General features: G+C 67.3%; 19 protein-coding genes and 2 tRNA genes. 12 read left to right on the top strand and 9 right to left on the bottom strand.

The window, feature by feature from the left end; translation table 11 throughout:
- Positions 1–252: 252 nt before the first annotated feature.
- From ACLB90_RS02975 to cysS, 3 genes are all read right to left on the bottom strand, one after another.
- Positions 253–1,506: an MFS transporter gene (locus ACLB90_RS02975; RefSeq protein WP_411851556.1), complete on the bottom strand. Its 1,254-nt coding sequence runs from the start codon at positions 1,504–1,506 to the stop codon at positions 253–255.
- Positions 1,503–1,952, bottom strand: coding sequence for a SufE family protein (locus tag ACLB90_RS02970; RefSeq protein ID WP_411851555.1), 450 nt, complete (start codon positions 1,950–1,952; stop codon positions 1,503–1,505). Before ACLB90_RS02970 ends, ACLB90_RS02975 begins: the two co-directional genes overlap by 4 nt.
- 118 nt (positions 1,953–2,070) lie before the next feature.
- Positions 2,071–3,483 (bottom strand): cysteine--tRNA ligase, encoded by a 1,413-nt coding sequence (gene cysS / locus ACLB90_RS02965; RefSeq protein WP_411851554.1) that lies wholly within the window; start codon positions 3,481–3,483, stop codon positions 2,071–2,073.
- Positions 3,484–3,706: 223 nt separating this feature from the next.
- Between cysS and ACLB90_RS02960 the strand changes: the two genes are divergently transcribed.
- From ACLB90_RS02960 to ACLB90_RS02905, 12 genes are all read left to right on the top strand, one after another.
- Positions 3,707–4,264 (top strand): hypothetical protein, encoded by a 558-nt coding sequence (locus ACLB90_RS02960; RefSeq protein ID WP_411851553.1) that lies wholly within the window; start codon positions 3,707–3,709, stop codon positions 4,262–4,264.
- A 321-nt stretch (positions 4,265–4,585) separates the two neighbouring features.
- Positions 4,586–5,596 carry an N-acetylornithine carbamoyltransferase gene (locus tag ACLB90_RS02955; RefSeq protein WP_411851552.1) on the top strand — a complete coding sequence of 337 codons (1,011 nt, stop codon included), beginning with the start codon at positions 4,586–4,588 and terminating at the stop codon, positions 5,594–5,596.
- Between the two features lie 121 nt (positions 5,597–5,717).
- Entirely contained in the window at positions 5,718–6,911 is a 1,194-nt protein-coding gene (locus tag ACLB90_RS02950; RefSeq protein ID WP_411851551.1) for an argininosuccinate synthase, read from the top strand.
- Between the two features lie 63 nt (positions 6,912–6,974).
- The gene (locus ACLB90_RS02945) at positions 6,975–7,424 is read left to right on the top strand and encodes a GNAT family N-acetyltransferase (RefSeq protein ID WP_411851550.1); all 450 of its coding nucleotides are present in this window, start codon (positions 6,975–6,977) and stop codon (positions 7,422–7,424) included.
- Positions 7,425–7,430: 6 nt separating this feature from the next.
- Complete coding sequence (locus tag ACLB90_RS02940; protein WP_411851549.1) at positions 7,431–8,519, top strand: acetylornithine deacetylase; 1,089 nt, start codon at positions 7,431–7,433, stop codon at positions 8,517–8,519.
- A 73-nt stretch (positions 8,520–8,592) separates the two neighbouring features.
- Complete coding sequence (locus ACLB90_RS02935) at positions 8,593–9,921, top strand: acetylglutamate kinase (RefSeq protein WP_411851548.1); 1,329 nt, start codon at positions 8,593–8,595, stop codon at positions 9,919–9,921.
- 4 nt (positions 9,922–9,925) lie between these two features.
- Positions 9,926–10,525, top strand: a complete 600-nt coding sequence (locus tag ACLB90_RS02930) for a GNAT family N-acetyltransferase (RefSeq protein WP_411851547.1) — start codon at positions 9,926–9,928, stop codon at positions 10,523–10,525.
- The gene (gene argC, locus ACLB90_RS02925) at positions 10,522–11,478 is read left to right on the top strand and encodes an N-acetyl-gamma-glutamyl-phosphate reductase (protein ID WP_411851546.1); all 957 of its coding nucleotides are present in this window, start codon (positions 10,522–10,524) and stop codon (positions 11,476–11,478) included. The genes ACLB90_RS02930 and argC overlap by 4 nt, the downstream gene beginning before the upstream one ends.
- A 12-nt stretch (positions 11,479–11,490) precedes the next feature.
- Positions 11,491–12,786 carry an argininosuccinate lyase gene (gene argH / locus ACLB90_RS02920; RefSeq protein ID WP_411851545.1) on the top strand — a complete coding sequence of 432 codons (1,296 nt, stop codon included), beginning with the start codon at positions 11,491–11,493 and terminating at the stop codon, positions 12,784–12,786.
- 45 nt (positions 12,787–12,831) lie between these two features.
- On the top strand, positions 12,832–13,092 hold the full coding sequence (locus ACLB90_RS02915) for a YciI family protein (RefSeq protein ID WP_411851544.1): 261 nt from the start codon (positions 12,832–12,834) through the stop codon (positions 13,090–13,092).
- 13 nt (positions 13,093–13,105) lie between these two features.
- Positions 13,106–14,257, top strand: a complete 1,152-nt coding sequence (gene proB / locus ACLB90_RS02910) for a glutamate 5-kinase (RefSeq protein ID WP_411851543.1) — start codon at positions 13,106–13,108, stop codon at positions 14,255–14,257.
- Between the two features lie 23 nt (positions 14,258–14,280).
- Positions 14,281–15,528 carry a glutamate-5-semialdehyde dehydrogenase gene (locus tag ACLB90_RS02905; protein ID WP_411851542.1) on the top strand — a complete coding sequence of 416 codons (1,248 nt, stop codon included), beginning with the start codon at positions 14,281–14,283 and terminating at the stop codon, positions 15,526–15,528.
- Positions 15,529–15,552: 24 nt separating this feature from the next.
- On the opposite strand, the gene ACLB90_RS02900 is transcribed toward ACLB90_RS02905, so the two are convergent.
- The 6 genes from ACLB90_RS02900 to ACLB90_RS02875 all read right to left on the bottom strand — a co-directional run bounded on the left by ACLB90_RS02900 (position 15,553) and on the right by ACLB90_RS02875 (position 20,275).
- Positions 15,553–16,764, bottom strand: a complete 1,212-nt coding sequence (locus ACLB90_RS02900; protein WP_411851541.1) for a CynX/NimT family MFS transporter — start codon at positions 16,762–16,764, stop codon at positions 15,553–15,555.
- A gap of 269 nt (positions 16,765–17,033) precedes the next feature.
- A tRNA-Pro gene (locus ACLB90_RS02895) sits at positions 17,034–17,110 on the bottom strand.
- A 136-nt stretch (positions 17,111–17,246) separates the two neighbouring features.
- A tRNA-Pro gene (locus ACLB90_RS02890) sits at positions 17,247–17,323 on the bottom strand.
- Between the two features lie 48 nt (positions 17,324–17,371).
- Positions 17,372–17,485, bottom strand: coding sequence for a cytochrome bd-I oxidase subunit CydX (gene cydX, locus ACLB90_RS02885; protein ID WP_411851540.1), 114 nt, complete (start codon positions 17,483–17,485; stop codon positions 17,372–17,374).
- A 30-nt stretch (positions 17,486–17,515) separates the two neighbouring features.
- Positions 17,516–18,670, bottom strand: coding sequence for a cytochrome d ubiquinol oxidase subunit II (cydB, locus tag ACLB90_RS02880; protein WP_411851539.1), 1,155 nt, complete (start codon positions 18,668–18,670; stop codon positions 17,516–17,518).
- Positions 18,671–18,685: 15 nt separating this feature from the next.
- A complete protein-coding gene (locus ACLB90_RS02875; protein ID WP_411851538.1) occupies positions 18,686–20,275 on the bottom strand; it encodes a cytochrome ubiquinol oxidase subunit I in 1,590 nt (529 codons plus the stop codon).
- Positions 20,276–20,368: the final 93 nt, after the last annotated feature.

Here is a 20,368-nt window from a genome sequence, read left to right as displayed (position 1 = left end):
TAGCCACCGTTACCCATCTGCTCGTGCCCTGCCTGGCTGTTGCCGACCGCCAGCGGATATCCATCTGAAGGACGGCGGGCAGCCTTGTCCGGGACCGTAGAAAACACGGATGTTTTCTACGAGCCCCCAGGGATGGGTTCACGGCGTGTCCCGGACAAGGCTGGCCGTCGTCCTTGCACGCGCACATCGAGGCGCCGCGCGTCTGCGAGCGACCCGGCACCAGGGCGTACCGACCAACGGTCGGTACCTACCTCAGTGCAGGTCGCGCAGATTCAGGCGGCGCAGGGTGGGGTTCTTCCAGGCGGTGATGCCGGCCACGCTCAGCACGGCAAAACCGCCCAGCACCACGGCCGGTACCAGGCCGAGCAGTTTGGCCATCGTGCCCGCGTAGAACGCGCCCAGCTCGTTGGACGAACTGATGAAGATGCCGTTGATCGACGATACCCGTCCACGCATTTCTTCCGGCGTGGCCAACTGCAGGATGGTCGAACGGATCACCACCGACACACCATCGAAGGCGCCGTAGAACAGCAGGATCACCGCCGACAGCCAGAAGCTGTGCGACAAGCCGAACCCGATCACGCACAGACCGAACCCGGCCACCGCGAACAGCAGTACCCGGCCGGCGTTGCGCTGCAGCGGCCGGCGGGCCAGCCACAGCCCCACGCATACCGACCCCAGCGCAGGCGCCGCGCGCAGAATGCCCAACCCTTCCGGGCCGTGGTGCAGGATTTCGTGCAGGAACGCCGGCAGCATCGCCACCACCCCGCCAAGCAGCACCGAGAACATGTCCAGCGCCATCGCCCCGACCATGATCCGGTTGCCCAGCACGAAACGGCCGCCCTCGGCGATGCTCTTGAAGATCGGGGCCGCCGGGCCGGTGTGCACCGGCTCGGAGACGCGCAGGACGGCCAGGCAGCCTACCGCGACCACCGCCACGCCCACGGCCACTCCGTAGGCCACGCCCTTGCCGCCCCAGGCCACCAGCAGCCCGCCCAGCGCCGGACCGGCCACCATCCCGGCCTGGAACACCACCGCGCCCAGCCCGGCGCCGCGCGCATACTGCTGGCGCTCCAGCACCCGCGCGAACAGCGCGTTGTAGATCGGCGACAGGAACGCACGCACCATCCCCGTCATCGCGATCGCCGCATAGATCGGCCAGACCCCGTGGAAGGGCAGCCAGCCCTGGGCCACCGCCGTCAGCACCACCGCCGTCAGCACCAGCCCGCTGGCGGCCACCATGCCCAGCCGGCGGCGCGGCAGGTGATCCACCAGATAGCCGGCGAAGGGGGCCACGCAGAAGAAGGGCAGCACCTCGGCAAGCCCGACCAGTCCCAGCGAGAACGGGTTGCGGGTCACTTCATAGATGTGCCAGCCGACCGTGACCGCCACGATCTGGTAGGACAGCATCGCGCAGATGCGATAGGCGAGCAGCAGCGAGAAGCCGGGCCGCGACAGCAGACTGAGCGCGCTGTCGCCTGGGTCGGACGGGGTGTCGGAACTCACGACTGCGACTGCTGCGACTGCGCGGTATCGCGGATGAAGGCGAGCATCGCCGCCACCCCGTTGCTGCGCGTCGGCGACAGGTGGCGCGACAGGCCGATGTCCTGGATGTACGTCGGTTCGGTGGCCAGGATCTCGGCGGCCGAGCGGCCCGAATACACCCGCAGCGCCAGGTAGATCAGCCCGGAGACGATGGCCGAATCGCTGATCGCGTGGAAGCGCAGCGACTGCGCATTGCCTTCCGGCACGATCCAGACCATCGACTGGCAGCCGAGCAGGCGGTGCTGCTCGGTTTTCCAGTCGTCCGGGAAGGCCGGCAGCTTGCGGCCCAGGTCGATCAGGTACTGGTAGCGCTCCGACCAGTCGCCGAAGAAGGCGAACTCATCGGCGATGGCGGCCTGCGCGTCGGCGGCGGTGGGTTCAAGCGGGAACGGGGAAACGGTGGTCATGGGGGACTCCGGGCCGTGTTCGCCTTCCGTGGTCGGGCCGTGATGGTTCGGGGGGAAGCACCCGGCCATCCGTGGCCGGGACTGTATCGTGGCGCCCGACCGTCGGTCGGGCGAATGGTCAGCGCTTGCGCACCCAGCGCACGCCCTGCGCCGTGTCTTCCAGCGCGATGCCCTCGGCGGCCAGCGCGTCGCGGATGGCATCGGCGCGGGCGAAATCGCGGGCCTGCTTGGCTGCCGTACGTGCATCGATCAGCGCCTGGATGCGTGCGCCTTCGTCGCTGTCGGCGGCCTGGCTGCCGAACCATGCCGCCGGTGCCTGCTGGAGCAGCCCCAGTGCCTTGCCGGCGCCAAGCAGCTGCGCCTTCAGGTCGGCCAGTTCGGCCAGCGTGGCGCCCTCGCGCGGAAGGTCCGGGCCGCCGGCCGGGGCCGAGGCATGACGCAGCTTCCTGGCCAGTTCCGACAGCAGCGCCAGCGCGCGCGGCGTATTGAGGTCCTCGTCGAGCACCGCCTCGATCGAATCGGGAATGCAGGCCGTGGCCTCCACCGCTTCGACCTCGCGCAGCGCGCCATACAGCCCATCCAGCGTGCGTGCCGACTGCTCGATCAACGCGTCGGACCAGTCCAGCGGCTGCCGGTAGTGGGCGGACAGCAGCGCGTAGCGGAGCGCTTCGGGCGCGTGCGCGCGGACCAGATCATGCACGCGCTCGATGTTGCCGATCGACTTGCTCATCTTGGCGCCGCCGAAGTTGAGCATGCCGTTGTGCAGCCAGAAGCGGGCGAAGGTCTGCCCGCCGTGGGCGCACTCGCTCTGCGCGATCTCGTTCTCGTGGTGCGGGAACTGCAGGTCCACGCCGCCGGCGTGGATGTCGATGGTCGGGCCCAGGTGCGCGGCGGCCATTGCCGAGCACTCGATGTGCCAGCCCGGACGGCCGCGGCCCCAGGGCGATGCCCAGCCGGGCAGGTCCTCGGAGGACGGCTTCCACAGCACGAAGTCGCCCGGGTCGCGCTTGTACGGGGCCACGTCCACGCGCGCCCCGGCGAGCATCTCGTCCGGGTCGCGGCGCGAGAGCTTGCCGTAATCGGCATAGGTGCCCACGGCGAACAGCACATGCCCTTCGGCAGCGTAGGCGTGGCCGGCCGCGATCAGCTGTTCGATCATCTCGATGATCTGCGGGATATGCGCGGTGGCTTCCGGTTCGATGTCCGGCGGAACCACGCCAAGCGCGGCCATGTCCTCGCGGTACGCGGCGGCGAAACGGTCGGTGATTGCCGAAATCGGCACATTCTGATCGCGCGCGGCCGTGTTGATCTTGTCGTCCACGTCGGTGATGTTGCGGGCGTAGCGCAGGCCACCGAAGCGGCGTCGCAGCAGATCGGCCAGCACCCCGAACACCACCGGGCCACGGGCGTTGCCGATGTGGACATAGTTGTAGACCGTGGGGCCGCAGACATACAGGGTCGGACAGGCCGGATCGAGCGGTTGGAACGTTTCGAGCTGGCGTGTCAGGTTGTTGTGCAGTCGCAGGGTCATGATGGCCGTGGTGGGGGATGTGTGGGGGGCAAGCGGTCGATTTTAGAGCACAACGGCGCCCAGCGCCGGGCCCTCTGGCGGGCACGCGGGGCCGTCACGACACCCCGGGCCGGCGGGGTCGGGGAGGGCTGCCTATGGGCAGAAACGTTACGGAAGGGTAATGTTCAGCCCCTTGTGCCTGGCACTGCCTAAACTATCCCCCTTGTCCTCTTACCTGTTGCCAATGAAATCCGCTTCGTTGTTGACGCTGGCCTGTCTGCTCGCAAGTGCCGCCTTCGGGGCGCGCGCCCAGGACGGCGAGGCCCGCAACCGGGTGGTGATCGTCGAGAACGTGAAGTTCGACTATGCGCAGGTGCTCAACGTCGAGCCTGTGTTCCAGACCCTGCGGGCCACCCGCACTGAAGAGCACTGCGAGCCGGTGTCCACCCGGACCCTGGCCCCGGTCAACGTGACCGGCGAGGAGCCGCAGGAAGACAAGGGCCGCTTCGGCCGGTTCATGGATTCGGTGCGCTCGATCTTCCGCCGTGAAGACGGCAGCGAAGAAGAGATGCCCGTGGTCGAGGCCCCGCCGGCCAACAATGGTCCGCTGCTGACCCGCGACTGCCGGATCATCCCGGTCGGCCGCGAATTCCGCCGGCCCATCGCCTACGACGTCGATTACGTCTACAAGGGCACCAAGTACCGCTCCCGCCTCCCCGACGATCCCGGCAACCGGCTGAAGATCCGGGTGTCGATCACCCCCTGGGTGGCCGCCGAGCAGGGTGGGGCGGCGAACCCGTGACGCGGCGGGCGACGCCCTTCCTTCACAACCTCTGACCTGAATGTTCCATTCAGGCCTTGCACCCGCCCCGGGTGCGTGCAAAGATGGGCGGCCATGAAACTCACCGACTTCCAGCACGACACCAGCGCCGCCCGTATGGCTACGGGCATGACGTCGCGTGCCCGCCGACCGGAACCCCACATTTTCGCTGGGTAACCGGAGCTTCGTGCTGTCTGTTCGGAAAACCCAGCCCCCGTGCTGGGTTTTTTCGTTTCTACGATTTGAAAAGTTTCATCTGTACGTTTTTCCGCCCCCCTGAATCCCGCCGCAAAGGATCGATCGATGTCCCTGAAGCACTTCCTGAACACCCAGGACTGGAGCCGCACCGACCTGGATGCCCTGCTGACCCAGGCCGCGCTGTTCAAGCGCAACAAGCTGGGCGACGAGCTCAAGGGCAAGTCGATTGCCCTGGTGTTCTTCAACCCGTCCATGCGCACCCGCACCAGCTTCGAGCTGGGCGCCTTCCAGCTGGGCGGCCACGCGATCGTGCTGCAGCCGGGCAAGGATGCATGGCCGATCGAGTTCAACCTGGGCTCGGTGATGGATGGCGATACCGAAGAGCACATCGCCGAGGTGGCCAAGGTGCTGGGCCGCTACGTCGACCTGATCGGCGTACGCGCGTTCCCGAAGTTCATCGACTGGAGCAAGGATCGCGAGGACGAAGTGCTCAAGAGCTTCGCCAAGTACTCGCCGGTGCCGGTGATCAACATGGAAACCATCACCCACCCGTGCCAGGAGCTGGCCCACGTGATGGCCCTGCAGGAACATTTCGGCACCCAGGACCTGCGCGGCAAGAAGTTCGTGCTGACCTGGACCTACCACCCCAAGCCGCTCAACACCGCAGTGGCCAACTCCGCGCTGACCATCGCCACCCGCATGGGCATGGACGTGACCCTGCTGTGCCCGACGCCGGACTACATCCTGGACGAGCGCTACATGGGCTGGGCCGAGCAGAACGTGGCCGAGAGCGGCGGTTCGCTGCAGGTCAGCCATGACATCGCCAGTGCCTACACCGGTGCCGACGTGGTCTACGCCAAGAGCTGGGGCGCACTGCCGTTCTTCGGCAACTGGGAGCCGGAAAAGCCGATCCGCGACCAGTACAAGCACTTCATCGTCGATGAGGCCAAGATGGCCCTGACCAACAACGGCGTGTTCAGCCACTGCCTGCCGCTGCGCCGCAACGTCAAGGCTACCGACGCGGTGATGGACTCGGCGCAGTGCATCGCCATCAACGAGGCCGAGAACCGCCTGCACGTGCAGAAGGCGATCATGTCGGCATTGATCGGCCGATAACGCCAACAAGGGGTGGAGCCGACCGTTGGTCGGCTGCTCCCCGACCCGTGCACTGAACACTTCAGCCGACCAACGGTCGGCTCTACACCGAATCTTTATCCCCCTATTGGACCTGACCCCCATGAGCAAGAAAGACATCGTCCTGGCCTTCTCCGGCGGACTCGACACCAGCTTCTGCGTGCCCTACCTGCAGGAGCGCGGCTACAACGTGCACACCGTGTTCGCCGACACCGGCGGTGTGGATGACGAAGAGCGCGATTTCATCGAGAAGCGTGCCGCCGAACTGGGCGTAACCAGCCACGTCACCGTCGATGGCGGCCCGGCGATCTGGAGCGGCTTCGTCAAGCCGTTCGTGTGGGCCGGCGAAGGCTACCAGGGCCAGTACCCGCTGCTGGTGTCCGACCGTTACCTGATCGTGGATGCCGCGCTCAAGCGCGCCGCCGAACTGGGCACCAACATCATTGCCCACGGCTGCACCGGCATGGGCAACGACCAGGTCCGCTTCGACCTGGCCGTGAAGGCGCTGGGCGACTACCAGATCGTCGCGCCGATCCGTGAAATCCAGAAGGAACACACCCAGACCCGCGCCTACGAGCAGAAGTACCTGGAAGAGCGCGGTTTCGGCGTGCGTGCCAAGCAGCAGGCCTACACCATCAACGAGAACCTGCTCGGCCTGACCATGTCCGGTGGCGAGATCGACCGTTGGGAAGCCCCGGGCGAAGGCGCCCGCGGCTGGTGCGCACCGCGCAGCGAGTGGCCGGCCGACGCGCTGACCGTGACGCTGAAGTTCGTCGAAGGCGAGGCTGTCGCCCTGGACGGCGAGGCGATGGCGGGCGAGCAGATCCTGGCCAAGCTCAACAAGCTGTTCGCCCCGTATGGCGTGGGCCGTGGCGTGTACACCGGTGACACCGTGATCGGCCTGAAGGGCCGCATCGTGTTCGAAGCGCCGGGCCTGGTCTCGCTGCTGGCCGCGCACCGCGCGCTGGAAGACGCCGTGCTGACCAAGCAGCAGAACCGCTTCAAGCCGGATGTGGCGCGCAAGTGGGTGGAGCTGGTGTACGAAGGCTTCTACCACGACCCGCTGAAGACCGACATCGAGGCCTTCCTGAAGTCCTCGCAGGCCAAGGTCAACGGCGAAGTGGTGCTGGAAACCCGCGGTGGCCGCGTCGATGCGGTGGCCGTGCGTTCGCCGCACCTGCTCAACACCAAAGGCGCCACGTACGCCCAGTCGGCCGACTGGGGCGTGGAGGAAGCGGAAGGCTTCATCAAGCTGTTCGGCATGAGCTCCACGCTGTACGCGCAGGTGAACCGCTGATCGATTGATCGACGTGTCCGGCGGGTGCGCGCTACCCGCCGGGCGTTGAACCGGACCGAGACCATGAACCTGCACGTCTGCACCGATAAACAGCGGCTCGATGTCGCGCTGATTCACCAGTATCTGTCGACCCAGGCGTATTGGAGCGAAGGGATTCCACGGGAAACGGTGCAGCGGGCGATCGACGGCTCGTTGTGCGTCGGCGGCTATCTGGACGATGGCAGTCAGGTGGCCTTTGCCCGGGTGATCACCGACGGCGCGACCTTCGGCTACCTGGCCGATGTGTTCGTGTTGCCCGGCCACCGCGGACGCGGCTACAGCACTGCGCTGATCGAGGCGCTGCTGGCGCAGCCGGCACTGCAGGGCCTGCGCCGTTTCATGCTCGCCACCCGTGACGCGCATGGCCTGTACGCACGTTTCGGGTTCGCTGCTCCGGCGCGCCCGGAGCTGCTGATGGAAATTGCGCGACCCACGATCTACCAGGATGCGGCCGTTGCCGCAGTGAAGGACTGACCCCGCATGCTCGAGAACACCCTTACCCATCTGCAGGCCCTGGTTTCGTTCGACACGCGCAATCCGCCGCGTGCGATCACCACCGGCGGCATCTTCGATTATCTGCGCGCGAACCTGCCCGGGTTCACCGTGGAGGTGATCGATCATGGCGACGGCGCGGTCAGCCTGTATGCGGTGCGCGGTACGCCGAAGTACCTGTTCAACGTGCATCTGGATACCGTGCCCGATTCGCCGCACTGGACCGCCGACCCGCATGTGATGCGGCGTACCGACGACCGGGTGATCGGCCTGGGCGTGTGCGACATCAAGGGCGCTGCGGCAGCCTTGGTGGCTGCGGCCAATGCCAGTGATGGCGATGCCGCGTTCCTGTTCTCCAGCGACGAGGAAGCCAACGACCCGCGCTGCATCGCTGCGTTCCTGGCGCGGGGCATTCCGTATGACGCGGTGCTCGTGGCCGAACCGACCATGAGCGAAGCGGTGCTGGCCCACCGTGGCATCAGCTCGGTGCTGATGCAGTTCAAGGGCCAGGCCGGTCATGCGTCGGGCAAGCAGGATGCGGCCGCCAGTGCGTTGCACCAGGCGATGCGCTGGGGCAACCGCGCGCTGGACCATGTGGATACCCTGGCGCATGCGCGTTTTGGCGGGCTGACCGGCCTGCGCTTCAACATCGGCCGGGTCGAAGGCGGCATCAAGGCCAACATGATCGCGCCGGCTGCCGAACTGCGTTTCGGCTTCCGCCCGCTGCCGTCGATGGACATCGACGCGCTGCTGGCCACCTTCGCTGGATTCGCCGAACCGGCGGCGGCGCTGTTCACCGAAACCTTCCGCGGCCCCAGCTTCCCGGCCGGCGACATCGCCGAAGCGGAAAACCGCCGCCTGGCCGCGCGTGACGTGGCCGATGCGCTGGACCTGCCGATCGGCAACGCGGTGGACTTCTGGACTGAAGCCTCGCTGTTCTCCGCCGGTGGCTACACCACGCTGGTGTACGGCCCGGGTGACATCGCCCAGGCCCACACCGCCGACGAGTTCGTGACGCTGGAGCAGCTGCAGCGTTACACCGATGCCGTGCACCGGATCATCGCGCACGGCGCCTGATCGAACGACGCCGTCGTGGCCTGCCACTGACGGACCCTCCATCGCGGCTGCGGCCGCTTGTGACGATACTGAAATGCCTTCTTCCCTCCAGCCCCACCGCCAGACCCGCCAGACCATCGTGCGCCTGCTCTCGAGCATGGCCAGCGCGAAGGAGATCAGCCAGTACCTCAAGCGCTTCTCGCAGCTGGACGCCAAGCGCTTTGCCGTGGTCAAGGTCGGCGGCGCCGTGCTGCGCGACGACCTGGACGCGCTGACCTCCTCGCTGTCGTTCCTGCAGGAAGTCGGGCTGACCCCGATCGTGCTGCATGGCGCCGGCCCGCAGCTGGATGCCGAACTGTCGGCCGCCGGTATCGTCAAGGAAACCGTCAACGGCCTGCGCGTGACCTCGCCGGAAGGCCTGGCAATCGTGCGCCGGGTGTTCCAGGCGTCCAACCTGCAGCTGGTCGAAGCGCTGCAGCAGAACGGCGCGCGCGCAACCTCGATCACCGGTGGCGTGTTCGAGGCCGAGTACCTGGACCAGGCCACCTACGGCCTGGTCGGCGAGGTGAAGAAGGTCAACCTGGCCCCGATCGAAGCGAGCCTGCGCGCCGGTTCGATTCCGGTGATCACCAGCCTGGGCGAAACCCGTTGCGGGCAGATCCTCAACGTCAACGCCGACTTCGCCGCCAACGAGCTGGTGCAGGAACTGCAGCCGTACAAGATCATCTTCCTCACTGGTACCGGCGGCCTGCTGGATGAAGAGGGCAGGGTGATCGACTCGATCAACCTGTCCACCGAGTACGACCAGCTGATGCAGCAGCCGTGGATCCACGGCGGCATGCGCGTGAAGATCGAACAGATCAAGGACCTGCTGGACCGCCTGCCGCTGGAGTCGTCGGTGTCGATCACCCGCCCCTCGGACCTGGCCAAGGAACTGTTCACCCACAAGGGCTCGGGCACGCTGGTGCGCAAGGGCGAAAAGGTGCTGCGCGCCACCGCCTGGAGCGAACTGGACCTGCCGCGCCTGAAGGGCCTGATCGAATCCAGCTTCGGCCGCACGCTGGTACCGGACTACTTCGACAAGACCCGCCTGCTGCGTGCCTACGTCAGCGAGAACTACCGCGCTGCGGTAATCCTCACCGACGAGGCCGAAGGCGTGTACCTGGACAAGTTCGCGGTGCTCGATGATGCGCAGGGTGAAGGCCTGGGGCGCGCGGTGTGGAACGTGATGCTGGATGAAACCCCGCAGCTGTTCTGGCGCTCGCGCCACGGCAACCCGATCAACCACTTCTACTACGCCGAATCCGACGGCTGCTACAAGCAGGGCGCCTGGAAGGTGTTCTGGTTCGGTGCCGACGGTTTCGAGCGCATCAAGACCTATGTCGATCACTGCGCCGTGCGCACGCCGAGCCTGGAGGGCTGAACCGATGAATCATGCCGATTGGACCCGCGTTCCCACTCTGGCCGGTACGCATGCGCGGCTGGAGCCGCTGCAGATGGCCCACATCGATGGCCTGCGCGGCGCGCTGGGCGACGGCACGCTGTCGCAGCTCTGGTACACCCAGGTGCCGTCGGCCAAGACCATGACCGGCTACGTCCAGGCCGCGCTGCAGGCGCAGGCCGAGGGCAAGGTGCTGCCGTTCGTGGTGTTCAATGCGGACGATGAGATCGTCGGCACCACCCGCTACTACGGCATGGAAGAAGAGGTGCCGCGCCTCAGCATCGGCTACACCTGGTATGGGCAGGCCGCGCAGCGCACCGGGGTCAACACCGAGGCCAAGCTGATGCTGCTCACCCATGCCTTCGAGCGGCTGCAGTGCCTGAGCGTGGTGTTCGAAACCAGCTGGTTCAACTTCGCCTCGCGCACCGCCATCGCGCGCCTGGGTGCCAAGCAGGACGGCGTGCTGCGCAACCACAAGCGCCACCCCGACGGCACCCCGCGCGACACCGTCATCTTCTCCATCATCGACGCGGAATGGCAGGGCGTGAAGCGCCACCTGCAGCACCGCCTGGACGCACACGCATGAGCACCTCCACCCCCTTCACCGTCGGCATCGTCGGCGCCCGTGGCCACACCGGCGCCGAGCTGATCACGCTGATCGCCGCGCACCCGAACCTGCAGCTGGGCTTTGTGTCCTCGCGCGAGCTGGCCGGGCAGCCGGTTCCCGACCTGGCGCAGCAGGACGGCGCGCCGCTTCTGTATGAAAACCTGGACGCCGACGCGGTCGCTGCCAAGGGCATGGACGCGGTGATCCTGGCGCTGCCCAACGGCCTGTCCGCGCCGTTCGTGGCGGCCCTGGACGCCGCGCGTCCGGACACGGTGATCGTGGACCTGTCGGCCGACTACCGCTTCAACGAGCACTGGTACTACGGTCTGCCCGAACTCACCCGCGGCGACTACCTGGGCCAGAAGCACATCAGCAACCCCGGCTGCTACGCGACCGCGATGCAGCTGGCGATCAGCCCGCTGCTCAAGCGCCTGGCTGGTCCCCCGCAGTGCTTCGGCGTTTCCGGTTACTCCGGCGCGGGCACCACGCCGTCGGACAAGAACAATCCCGCGCTGCTGCAGGACAACCTGATGCCGTACGCGCTTACCAACCACATCCACGAGCGCGAAGTCTCCGCGCACCTGCGCGTGCCGGTGGAGTTCATGCCGCACGTGGCGCCGCATTTCCGTGGCATCACCATGACCGTCAACCTGTGGCTGGACCGCGTCCACACCCGCGAGGAAGTGCTGGCGGCATACCAGGCGTACTACGCCAACGAGCCGTTGATCGAGGTGATCGACGAAGCGCCCTGGGTGAGCCGCATCGCCGGCCGGCATGGCGTGCAGATCGGCGGCTTCGACGTGGCCCCGGGCGGCAAGCGCGTGGTGGTGGTGGCGACCCTGGACAACCTGCTCAAGGGCGCGGCCACCCAGGCCATGCAGAACCTCAACCTGGCGCTTGGCCTGGACGAACTCAGCGCAATTCCGCATTGATTGGAGCAAGACATGGCAGACCTTCTGTGGCAGAAGCCCGGCGTGGCGGTAGACGCCAGGATCCAGACCTTCCTGGCCGGCGACGACGTGATCCTGGATCGCGAGTTCTTCCTCTACGACGTGGCCGCGAGCAAGGCGCACGCCCAGGGCCTGGAGAACATCGGCATCCTGTCTGCCGATGAGCGCACCGGGCTGCAGCGCGAACTGGACGTGCTGGCCGACGATTTCCGCAGCGGCGCCTTCGTGCTCGACGAGCGCTTCGAGGACTGCCACTCGGCGATCGAAGCGCGCCTGACCGAGCGCCTGGGCGATGCCGGGCGCAAGATCCACACCGGGCGCAGCCGCAACGACCAGATCCTGGTCGCCACGCGCCTGTGGTTGAAGGACAAGCTGCTGCACGTGGCCACGGTGAGCCGCGAAGTGGCCAAGGTCGCACTGGACCGCGCCGAGGCCGAGAAGGACCTGCCGGTGCCGGGCTATACCCATATCCAGCGCGCCGTGGTGTCCTCGGCGGGCATGTGGTGGGCCGGCTGGGCCGAAGCCTTCATCGACAACGCCATTCGCGCCCACGATACCTTCGCCCTCATCGACGCCAACCCGCTCGGCACCGCCGCCGGCTACGGCGTCAACCTGCCGCTGGACCGCGCGCACACCACCGCCGCGCTCGGCTTCGCGCGCATGCAGGTGTCGCCGATCTACGCGCAGCTCTCGCGCGGCAAGTTCGAACTGGCCGCACTGGAAGCGCTCGGCGGGGCCACCCTGGACCTGCGCCGCATCGCGTGGGACCTGTCGCTGTTCACCAGCGGCGAATTCGGCTTCGTCGCGCTGCCGGCGCAGTACACCACCGGCAGTTCGATCATGCCCAACAAGCGCAACCCGGACGTGATCGAGTTGATGCGCGCCACCCACGCGAGCGTGGCCGCTGCGCGCACCGAGATCGAGCAGCTGCTGTCGCTGCCGTCCGGCTACCACCGCGATCTGCAGAGCAGCAAGGGCGCCATCTTCCACGGCTTCGGCCGTGGCCTGGCCGCGCTGGACCTGCTGCCGGCACTGCTGGCCAACCTGGAGTGGCGCGAGGACAAGCTGCGCGCGGCGATCGACTCGGGCATGTACGCCACCGATGTCGCCGTCGAAGCCGCCGTTGCCGGCGTGCCGTTCCGCGAGGCCTACAAGGCGGCTGCGGCTGCGTCGGATACGGCGGGCCAGGGGCGCACGCCCGAGGGCAGCCTGGCCGCGCGCGTATCGCCCGGCGCGGCCGCGGACCTGCGGCTGGACGAACTGCGCGCCCGCTGGGCCGCACTGGTGTAATCACGACGGCGGCCGCGAGGCCGCCGTTTCTCATTGGAGACCCCCATGAACATCTGCTACCTGGTACTGGTCACCCGCACGCCCGCGTTCCGCGACGAGGTGGGCGTGGCGCACGCGCGCTTCCTCGATACGCTGCGCGTCAATGACCAGCTGCTGCTTACCGGCGGCTTCACCGACAAGACCGGTGGCGCCTACGTGCTGCAGAACGTCGCCGATCGCGCTGCGGCGCAGGCCATTGTCGATGCCGACCCGTTGATGGCAGAGGGCAGCGCCACTGCCACCGTCCACGAATGGTCGACCCGGTGAGGCAGACGACGCGATGACCCCGACCCGCGTGCAATCACCGTTTCCCGAACAGCCCGTGCCCGCGTGGAAGCGCGCGGTGCTCAAGGTCGGCAGCAGCCTGCTGGCCGCCGACGGCGGTGGCCTCTCGCCGCGCCATGCGCTGGGCCTGGCCCAGTTCGTGTCCGCCCATGTGCTGGCCGGGCGCGAAGTGGTGATCGTGTCGTCCGGCGCGGTCGCGGCCGGGCGCGCCATCGTGCCGCGTGCGCTGGAAGCCGGTGCCGCGATGGCCGCGCGCCAGGCGCTGGCCGCGCTTGGCCAGGCGCAGTTGATCGGGCTGTGGCAGCGCTTCTTCGAACGCCCGGTGGCGCAGGTGCTGCTCACCCACGACGACCTGCGCAACCGCCGCCGCTATCTCAACGCACGCGCCACCCTCAACGAACTGCTGCGCCTGGGCGCCTTGCCCGTGGTGAACGAGAACGACACGGTGTCGGTGGACGAGCTCAAGCTGGGCGACAACGACAATCTCGCCGCGACCGTGGCAGCGCTGATCGATGCCGACGTGCTGTTCATTGCAACCGACATCGACGGGCTGTACAGCGCCGACCCGCGCCGCGATCCGCAGGCACAGCCGATCCACGACGTTCCGGAACTGACCGCGCAGGTGCTGGCGATGGCCGGTGGTGCCGGCAGCGGTGCCGGCACCGGCGGCATGCACACCAAGCTGGAAGCGGCGGCCAAGGCCGGCCGTGTCGGCATCGAGACCTGTCTGTTCAACGGCCGCGACAGCGACGTGGTGCGCGCGCTGGCGCAGGGCCGGCTGTTCGGCACGCGCATCCACGCCGGCCAGACCCGGGTTGCTGCGCGCAAGTATTGGCTGCGCCATGCGCCGTTGGAACCGGGTGCGATCCTGGTCGACGACGGCGCCGCGGTCGCGCTGCGCGACAAGGGCGCCTCGCTGCTGCCCGGGGGCGTGCTCGGGGCCGAGGGCGACTTCCGCCGCGGCGACATGGTCGAGGTGCGGGTGCGCACCGATGCCGGCGAGCTGCGCCTGGCGCGCGGGGTCAGCCAGTACTCGGCCAGCGATATCCGCCGTGTTGCCGGCCACCACTCGCGCGACATCGAGCGCGTGCTCGGCTACAACTACGGTGGCAACGTGATCCACCGCGACGACCTGGTGCTGCTGTGATGCCTTTTACCGAGACCACCGCCATGACCGATATCCGAACCCTGGCCACGCAGTGCCGGGATGCCGCGCAGCAGCTGGCGCAGTTGTCTTCGCCGGCCAAGGCGGCCCTGCTTGAGGCGATGGCGGCAGCGCTGGAAACCGATGCCGGGGTGATTCTGGCGGCCAATGCGCGCGACCTCGCGGCTGCGACGGAGAAGGGCGTCGGCAGTGCGATGCTGGACCGCCTCGCGCTGGACCCGCGTCGGCTGGCCGGTATCGCCGCCGCACTGCGCGAGGTGGCGTCCCTGCCGGACCCGGTCGGCGTGGTCACCCGCGACGACGTACGCCCCAACGGCATCCGCGTGCAGAAGGTGCGCGTGCCGCTGGGCGTGATCGCGATGATCTACGAGGCACGCCCGAACGTCACCGCCGATGCGGCCGCGCTGTGCATCAAGGCGGGCAATGGCGTGATCCTGCGCGGTGGTTCCGAGGCGATCCACTCCAACACCGCGATTGCCGCCGCCCTCAAGCGAGCGCTGCGCGAGGCGGGGGTGCCCGATGCGGCCCTGACCCTGGTCGAGGACCTGCGCCGCGAGACGATGCTGGCGCTGCTGCAGCTCAACGACCTCGTGGACCTGGCGATTCCGCGCGGCGGCGAAGGCCTGATCCGTTTCGTGGCCGAGCATGCACGGGTGCCGGTGATCAAGCACTACAAGGGCGTCTGCCACCTGTACGTGGACCGTGCCGCCGATCTGCAGCGCGCGGTGGCGCTGCTGGTGGATGGCAAGTGCAGCCGGCCGTCGGCCTGCAATTCACTGGAAACGCTGCTGGTACATGCCGATGTTGCCGGCACCTTCCTGCCGCTGGCCGATGCGGCGCTGCGCGAACGTGGCGTCGCGCTGCGTGCCGACGACCGCGCCCGCCAGTGGCTGGCAGATGCCGCACCGGCCACCGACGACGATTACGCCGCCGAGTACCTGGACTTGATCCTGGCCGTGCGCGTGGTCGACGATCTCGACCAGGCGCTGGCGCATATCCAGCAGTACACCTCCGACCATACCGAGGTGATCGCCACCGAAGACACCGCCGCGGCCGACCGCTTCGTGCACGCACTGCGCTCGGCGGTGGTGATGGTCAACGCGTCGTCGCGTTTTTCCGACGGCGGCGAACTCGGCCTCGGTGCGGAGATCGGCATTTCCACCACGCGCCTGCACGCCTACGGCCCGATGGGGCTGGAGGCGTTGACGGTCGAACGTTTCGTGGTGCGCGGCGACGGCCAGACGCGGGTGTAGGGCGCGGTCACCGCGCCCGGTGTCTCACCACTGGTCTTCCAGCTTCTGCGGCTTGCAGGCGATCCACGAGGCGGTGAGCAGCACCAGCGCGCACAGCGCCAGGAAGCCGAAGGGCAGGTGCCAGCCACCGCTGACGGCATGCAGCCAGCCGAACAGGAACGGGCCCAGGCAGCTGAACGCGTAGCCCACGCCCTGCATGAACCCGGACAGCGCCGCCGAGCCGGCCGGGGTGCGGGTGCGCAGGTTGATCAGCGTCAGGGCCAGCGGGAAGGTGGACGGGCCGATGCCCAGCAGCACGGCCCACAGCCACGGCGCCTTCATCGGCGCGAACAGCAGCCCGGCGAAGGCGATCAGGAAGGCGGTGAAGCCGATCAGGACAAGCGGGAAGGGATTGCGTAGGCGCACGGCCAGCGCCGGCATGGTCAGCGAGGGCAGCAGGCCGAGGGCGGCGAAGATGGCCACCATGATCCCGCCGAAGCGCGGCGTGGCACCGGCTTCCACCACGATGCGCGGCAGCCAGGTGAACATCGAGTAGGTCATCAGCGAGGTCATGCCGAACATCAGCGTCATGCCCCAGCCCAGCGGCGTCTTCCAGACCTTGCCGTGCGGCTGGGCGCCGGGATCGTTGGCCGGCGCCAGCGGGTCCGGGTGCGGGCGGGTGCGGGCCAGCAGCAGCCAGGGCAGGGCGGCGGCCACGGCCAGCAGTGCCCAGATGCCCAGCGAGACGCGCCAGCCGGCCTGTTCGGCCAGGGGCACGGCAAGCAGCGCCGGCATCATGGTGCCGATCTGCAGCACGGTGATGTACAGCGTGCTGACGGTGCCCACGCGGTTGGCGAAGTAGCGCTTCACCAGCGGCGGCACCACCACGTTGCCGATGCCCATGCCGGCCAGGGCGACCACCGAACCGAACAGCAGGCTGCCCACGCCGCCGGCCATCGAGCGCAGCAGCAGGCCCACCGCGGCCAGCACCATTGCCAGCAGCGCGGTGCGCTCCAGGCCGATGCGGCGCGCCAGCATCGGCGTGGTGACGCCGAACAGCGCGAACGAGGCGGTCGGCAGCATGCCGAGCACGCCGGTCATGGTGGTGCCGAAGCCGAAGGTCTGGCCGAGGACGTCCAGCAGCGGCGTGACCGAGGTGACGGCGGTGCGCAGGTTCAGCGCAGCCAGCAGGATCGCGGTGAAGGCGAGCACGCGCCCGCGCAGCAGGGACGTGTCATGGGAAGGGGTATGGGGCATGGCGTGGATCTCTTGCAGGTGGCGCGATCACGGTGGGGGGGCCGGATGTGCGGAAGCACAGATACCGGCGCGTCGCCGGATTCTGCGGGGATTCAATGGCGGGGATGGGGCGGAGCGCGCGCATCCCGGGCCGGCATTGTACCTGCGCGGCCTGCTCTGGACGATTTCACGCCGGCGGTCGTGCCGGCCGCTGGCCGGCAACCCCCAACAAACGGACACAAAAAAGCCCGGAGGACTGTCGTCTTCCAGGCTTCAATGTGACCATCAAGTGGTCGGGGAGACAGGATTCGAACCTGCGACCTCTACGTCCCGAACGTAGCGCTCTACCAGACTGAGCTACACCCCGTAAGGAGCCGCCTATTGTATCGATCCCACCCTTCGGCGGCAAGGGGGACCGTGAAACACCTTCGGTGCCGTGTTGCCACGGCCCTTACAGAAAAGCCTGGAATTGACGCTTCCAGGCTTCAATGCGACCACCGAAGTGGTCGGGGAGACAGGATTCGAACCTGCGACCTCTACGTCCCGAACGTAGCGCTCTACCAGACTGAGCTACACCCCGAAGGAGCCGACAAGGATACGGTGTGAAGACCGCGCCGGCAACCTTTTTTTAGCTTTCTTCGTTATCCGTACGGCTCTGCTCGCGGGCTTCGAACCACATGCCGTTGAGGATGGCCACGACCGAAGCCAGCCCTGCACCAAGAATCCAAGCGAAGTACCACATTGTAGGTCTCCTAGAGCGCCACGGGGCGCATCAGTAAGCGTTGGGGTTGTCGCCCATTTCTTCAGCCGTGGTCTTGCCCTTCATCACGCGGTAGACCCAGGAGGTGTAGGCGATGATGATCGGCAGGAAGATGGCCGTGGCGATCAGCATGATCCCCAGGGTCAGATGGCTGGACGAGCTGTCCCAGACGGTCAGGCTGGAGCCCGGCTGGCTGGAGGAGGGCAGCAGGAACGGGAAGATCGCAAAGCCCACGGTCAGGATGATGCCGGCGATCGAGGCGCCCGAGGCGATGAACGCCAGGCCGCCGCGGCGGGCCCGCAGCAGGACCGCGCTGGCCAGCGCACCGAGCAGGCCGAGGATCGGGAACACCACGGTGGCGGGCATGCTGCTGTAGTTGCGCATCCAGCCACCGGCCAGGCTGCCCAGTTCAGCAGTCTTGAGCAGCGGGTTGGTCGGGCCATCGGTGACCACCTGCGAGGTGATCTGGTAGCCCGGCAGGCCGAAGGCCACCCACACACCGGCCAGTGCAAACAGCACGAAGGTCAGCACCGCCGCCACGCTGCCGTAGCGGGCAGAGCGCTCGGCCACCGGGCCGTCGGTCTTGAGCACCAGCATTGCGGCCCCGTGCGCGACCACCATCGCCACGCTCACCAGACCGGCCAGCAGTGCGAACGGGTTGAGCAGGCCGATCAGGGTGCCGGTGTAGAAGATGCGCATGCTGTCATCGAAGTGGAACGGCACGCCAACCAGCACGTTGCCCACCGCCACGCCGGCGATCAGTGCCGGCAGCAGGCCGCCGACGAACAGCGCACGGTCCCAGTTCCCACGCCAGCGCTTGCTGGGCATCTTGCTGCGGTACTTGAAGGCGACCGGGCGCAGGATCAGCCCGAACAGCATCAGGAACACCGCCAGGTAGAAGCCGGAGAAACTGACCGCGTACAGCGGCGGCCACGCGGCGAAGATCGCACCGCCGCCGAGCACCAGCCACACCTGGTTGCCTTCCCACACCGGGCCGACGGTGTTGATCACCAGCCGGCGTTCGTCGTCGGTCCTGGCCACGAACGGCAGCAGGGTGCCAACGCCGAGGTCGAAGCCGTCCATTACCGCCCAGGCGATCAGCAGGATGCCGAGCAGCAGCCACCAGATCACGCGGAGCGTGGTGTAATCGAGTCCAAGGAATTCCATCTGGGTTCTCCTGCCTTACGCCCGACCGTGGGTCGGCGCAGCGGCATTGGGGGAAAGGGACGTGGCTGCAGCCTGCAGCGACGGCAGGATGTCGTCCGGGCCCTTGCGGATCGCCTTCAGCATCAGCTTCACTTCGATCACCAGCAGCACCGTGTACAGCGCGGTGAACACCGCCAGCGTGGTCAGGATTTCATGCAGGGCCAGGCCCGAGGCGGCATAGAAGGTCGGCAGCACGCCGTCCACCGCCCACGGCTGGCGGCCATATTCGGCCACGAACCAACCGCATTCGATCGCGATCCACGGCGCCGGCAGCGACCACAGGGCGAGCTTGAGGAACCAGCGCTTGTCCTGGAAGTTGTGGCGGCAGGAGAAGTAGAAGGCGACCGCGAAGAAGGCGATCAGGTAGAAGCCCAGCCCGGCCATGATGCGGAAGGTCCAGAACAGCGGGGCGACCCGCGGCACGGTATCCATCGCGGCCTTGGAGATTTCTTCCGGGGTGGCGTTGAGGATGTCCTCGCGATAGCGCTTGAGCAGCAGGCCGTGGCCCAGATCCTGCCAATGGCGGTCGAACATCTCGCGCGCTTCGACGTCGTTCTTGTCCTTGCGCACCCGTTCCAGTGCACCGTAGGCCAGCTGGCCACCGCGGACGCGGTGTTCCGCACGCTCAACCAGCTCCAGGATGCCCGGAATCGGCTGGTTCAACGAACGCGTGGCGATCAGGCCCATCAGGTACGGGATCTTCACCGCGTAATCGTTCTGGTGGGTCTGCTGGTTGGGAATGCCGAAGGCGGTGAAGTCGGCCGGCGCACGCTCGGTTTCCCACATCGCTTCAATCGCGGCCAGCTTCATCTTCTGGTGTTCGCTGGCGGCGTAACCGCTCTCGTCACCCAGCACCACCACCGACAGCGAAGACAGCAGGCCGAAGGCCGCAGCCACCGCGAAGGAGCGGCGCGCCATGTCCTTGTGCTTGTTGCGCAGCAGGTACAGCGCGCTGATCGACATCACGAACACCGCACCGGTCACGTAGCCGGCGCTGACCGTATGCACGAACTTGGCCTGCGCCACCGGGTTGAACAGCACGGCGGCGAAGTCCACCACCTCCATGCGCATCGTTTCCGGATTGAAGATCGCGCCGGTCGGGTTCTGCATCCAGCCGTTGGCGATCAGGATCCACACCGCCGACAGGTTGGTGCCCAGGGCCATCAGCCAGGTCACGGTGAGGTGCTTGACCGGGGTCAGGCGCTTCCAGCCGAAGAAGAACAGACCGATGAAGGTCGCTTCCAGGAAGAAGGCCATCAGGCCTTCGATCGCCAGCGGGGCGCCGAAGATATCGCCGACGTAGTGGCTGTAGTACGACCAGTTCATGCCGAACTGGAATTCCATCACGATGCCGGTGGCGACGCCGATGGCGAAGTTGATGCCGAACAGCGTGCCCCAGAACAGGGTCATCTGGCGCCAGACCTGCTTGCGGGTCATGACGTACACGCTCTCCATGATGGCCACCATGAAGGACAGGCCAAGCGTGAGCGGTACGAAAAGGAAGTGGTACATCGCGGTCAGAGCGAATTGCAGCCGCGACAGTTCTACGACTGTCTGATCAATCATGGCCTGGCTACCTCGTTGGGTTTTGCCGTTACAGGTGGCGGGAAGGGGGGTCTACGGGGTGAATTCTGTGACCGACAACTTCAATTAGCCTTG

Origin of the sequence: Stenotrophomonas sp. LGBM10 (assembly GCF_046736075.1) — a bacterium.
GTDB lineage: Bacteria > Pseudomonadota > Gammaproteobacteria > Xanthomonadales > Xanthomonadaceae > Stenotrophomonas.
The sequence above is the reverse complement of the archived record's forward strand: the minus strand, read 5'-3'. Positions and strand labels throughout refer to the sequence as shown.

Excerpts from the sequence above, each read along its gene's own strand:
- ACLB90_RS02970 (WP_411851555.1), bottom strand. The coding sequence starts at position 1,952 with ATGACCACCGTTTCCCCGTTCCCGCTTGAACCCACCGCCGCCGACGCG.
- cysS (WP_411851554.1), bottom strand. The coding sequence starts at position 3,483 with ATGACCCTGCGACTGCACAACAACCTGACACGCCAGCTCGAAACGTTC.
- ACLB90_RS02960 (WP_411851553.1), top strand. The coding sequence starts at position 3,707 with ATGAAATCCGCTTCGTTGTTGACGCTGGCCTGTCTGCTCGCAAGTGCC.
- ACLB90_RS02955 (WP_411851552.1), top strand. The coding sequence starts at position 4,586 with ATGTCCCTGAAGCACTTCCTGAACACCCAGGACTGGAGCCGCACCGAC.
- ACLB90_RS02950 (WP_411851551.1), top strand. The coding sequence starts at position 5,718 with ATGAGCAAGAAAGACATCGTCCTGGCCTTCTCCGGCGGACTCGACACC.
- ACLB90_RS02945 (WP_411851550.1), top strand. The coding sequence starts at position 6,975 with ATGAACCTGCACGTCTGCACCGATAAACAGCGGCTCGATGTCGCGCTG.
- ACLB90_RS02940 (WP_411851549.1), top strand. The coding sequence starts at position 7,431 with ATGCTCGAGAACACCCTTACCCATCTGCAGGCCCTGGTTTCGTTCGAC.
- ACLB90_RS02935 (WP_411851548.1), top strand. The coding sequence starts at position 8,593 with ATGCCTTCTTCCCTCCAGCCCCACCGCCAGACCCGCCAGACCATCGTG.
- ACLB90_RS02930 (WP_411851547.1), top strand. The coding sequence starts at position 9,926 with ATGAATCATGCCGATTGGACCCGCGTTCCCACTCTGGCCGGTACGCAT.
- argC (WP_411851546.1), top strand. The coding sequence starts at position 10,522 with ATGAGCACCTCCACCCCCTTCACCGTCGGCATCGTCGGCGCCCGTGGC.
- argH (WP_411851545.1), top strand. The coding sequence starts at position 11,491 with ATGGCAGACCTTCTGTGGCAGAAGCCCGGCGTGGCGGTAGACGCCAGG.
- ACLB90_RS02915 (WP_411851544.1), top strand. The coding sequence starts at position 12,832 with ATGAACATCTGCTACCTGGTACTGGTCACCCGCACGCCCGCGTTCCGC.
- proB (WP_411851543.1), top strand. The coding sequence starts at position 13,106 with ATGACCCCGACCCGCGTGCAATCACCGTTTCCCGAACAGCCCGTGCCC.
- ACLB90_RS02905 (WP_411851542.1), top strand. The coding sequence starts at position 14,281 with ATGACCGATATCCGAACCCTGGCCACGCAGTGCCGGGATGCCGCGCAG.
- ACLB90_RS02900 (WP_411851541.1), bottom strand. The coding sequence starts at position 16,764 with ATGCCCCATACCCCTTCCCATGACACGTCCCTGCTGCGCGGGCGCGTG.
- cydX (WP_411851540.1), bottom strand. The coding sequence starts at position 17,485 with ATGTGGTACTTCGCTTGGATTCTTGGTGCAGGGCTGGCTTCGGTCGTG.
- cydB (WP_411851539.1), bottom strand. The coding sequence starts at position 18,670 with ATGGAATTCCTTGGACTCGATTACACCACGCTCCGCGTGATCTGGTGG.
- ACLB90_RS02875 (WP_411851538.1), bottom strand. The coding sequence starts at position 20,275 with ATGATTGATCAGACAGTCGTAGAACTGTCGCGGCTGCAATTCGCTCTG.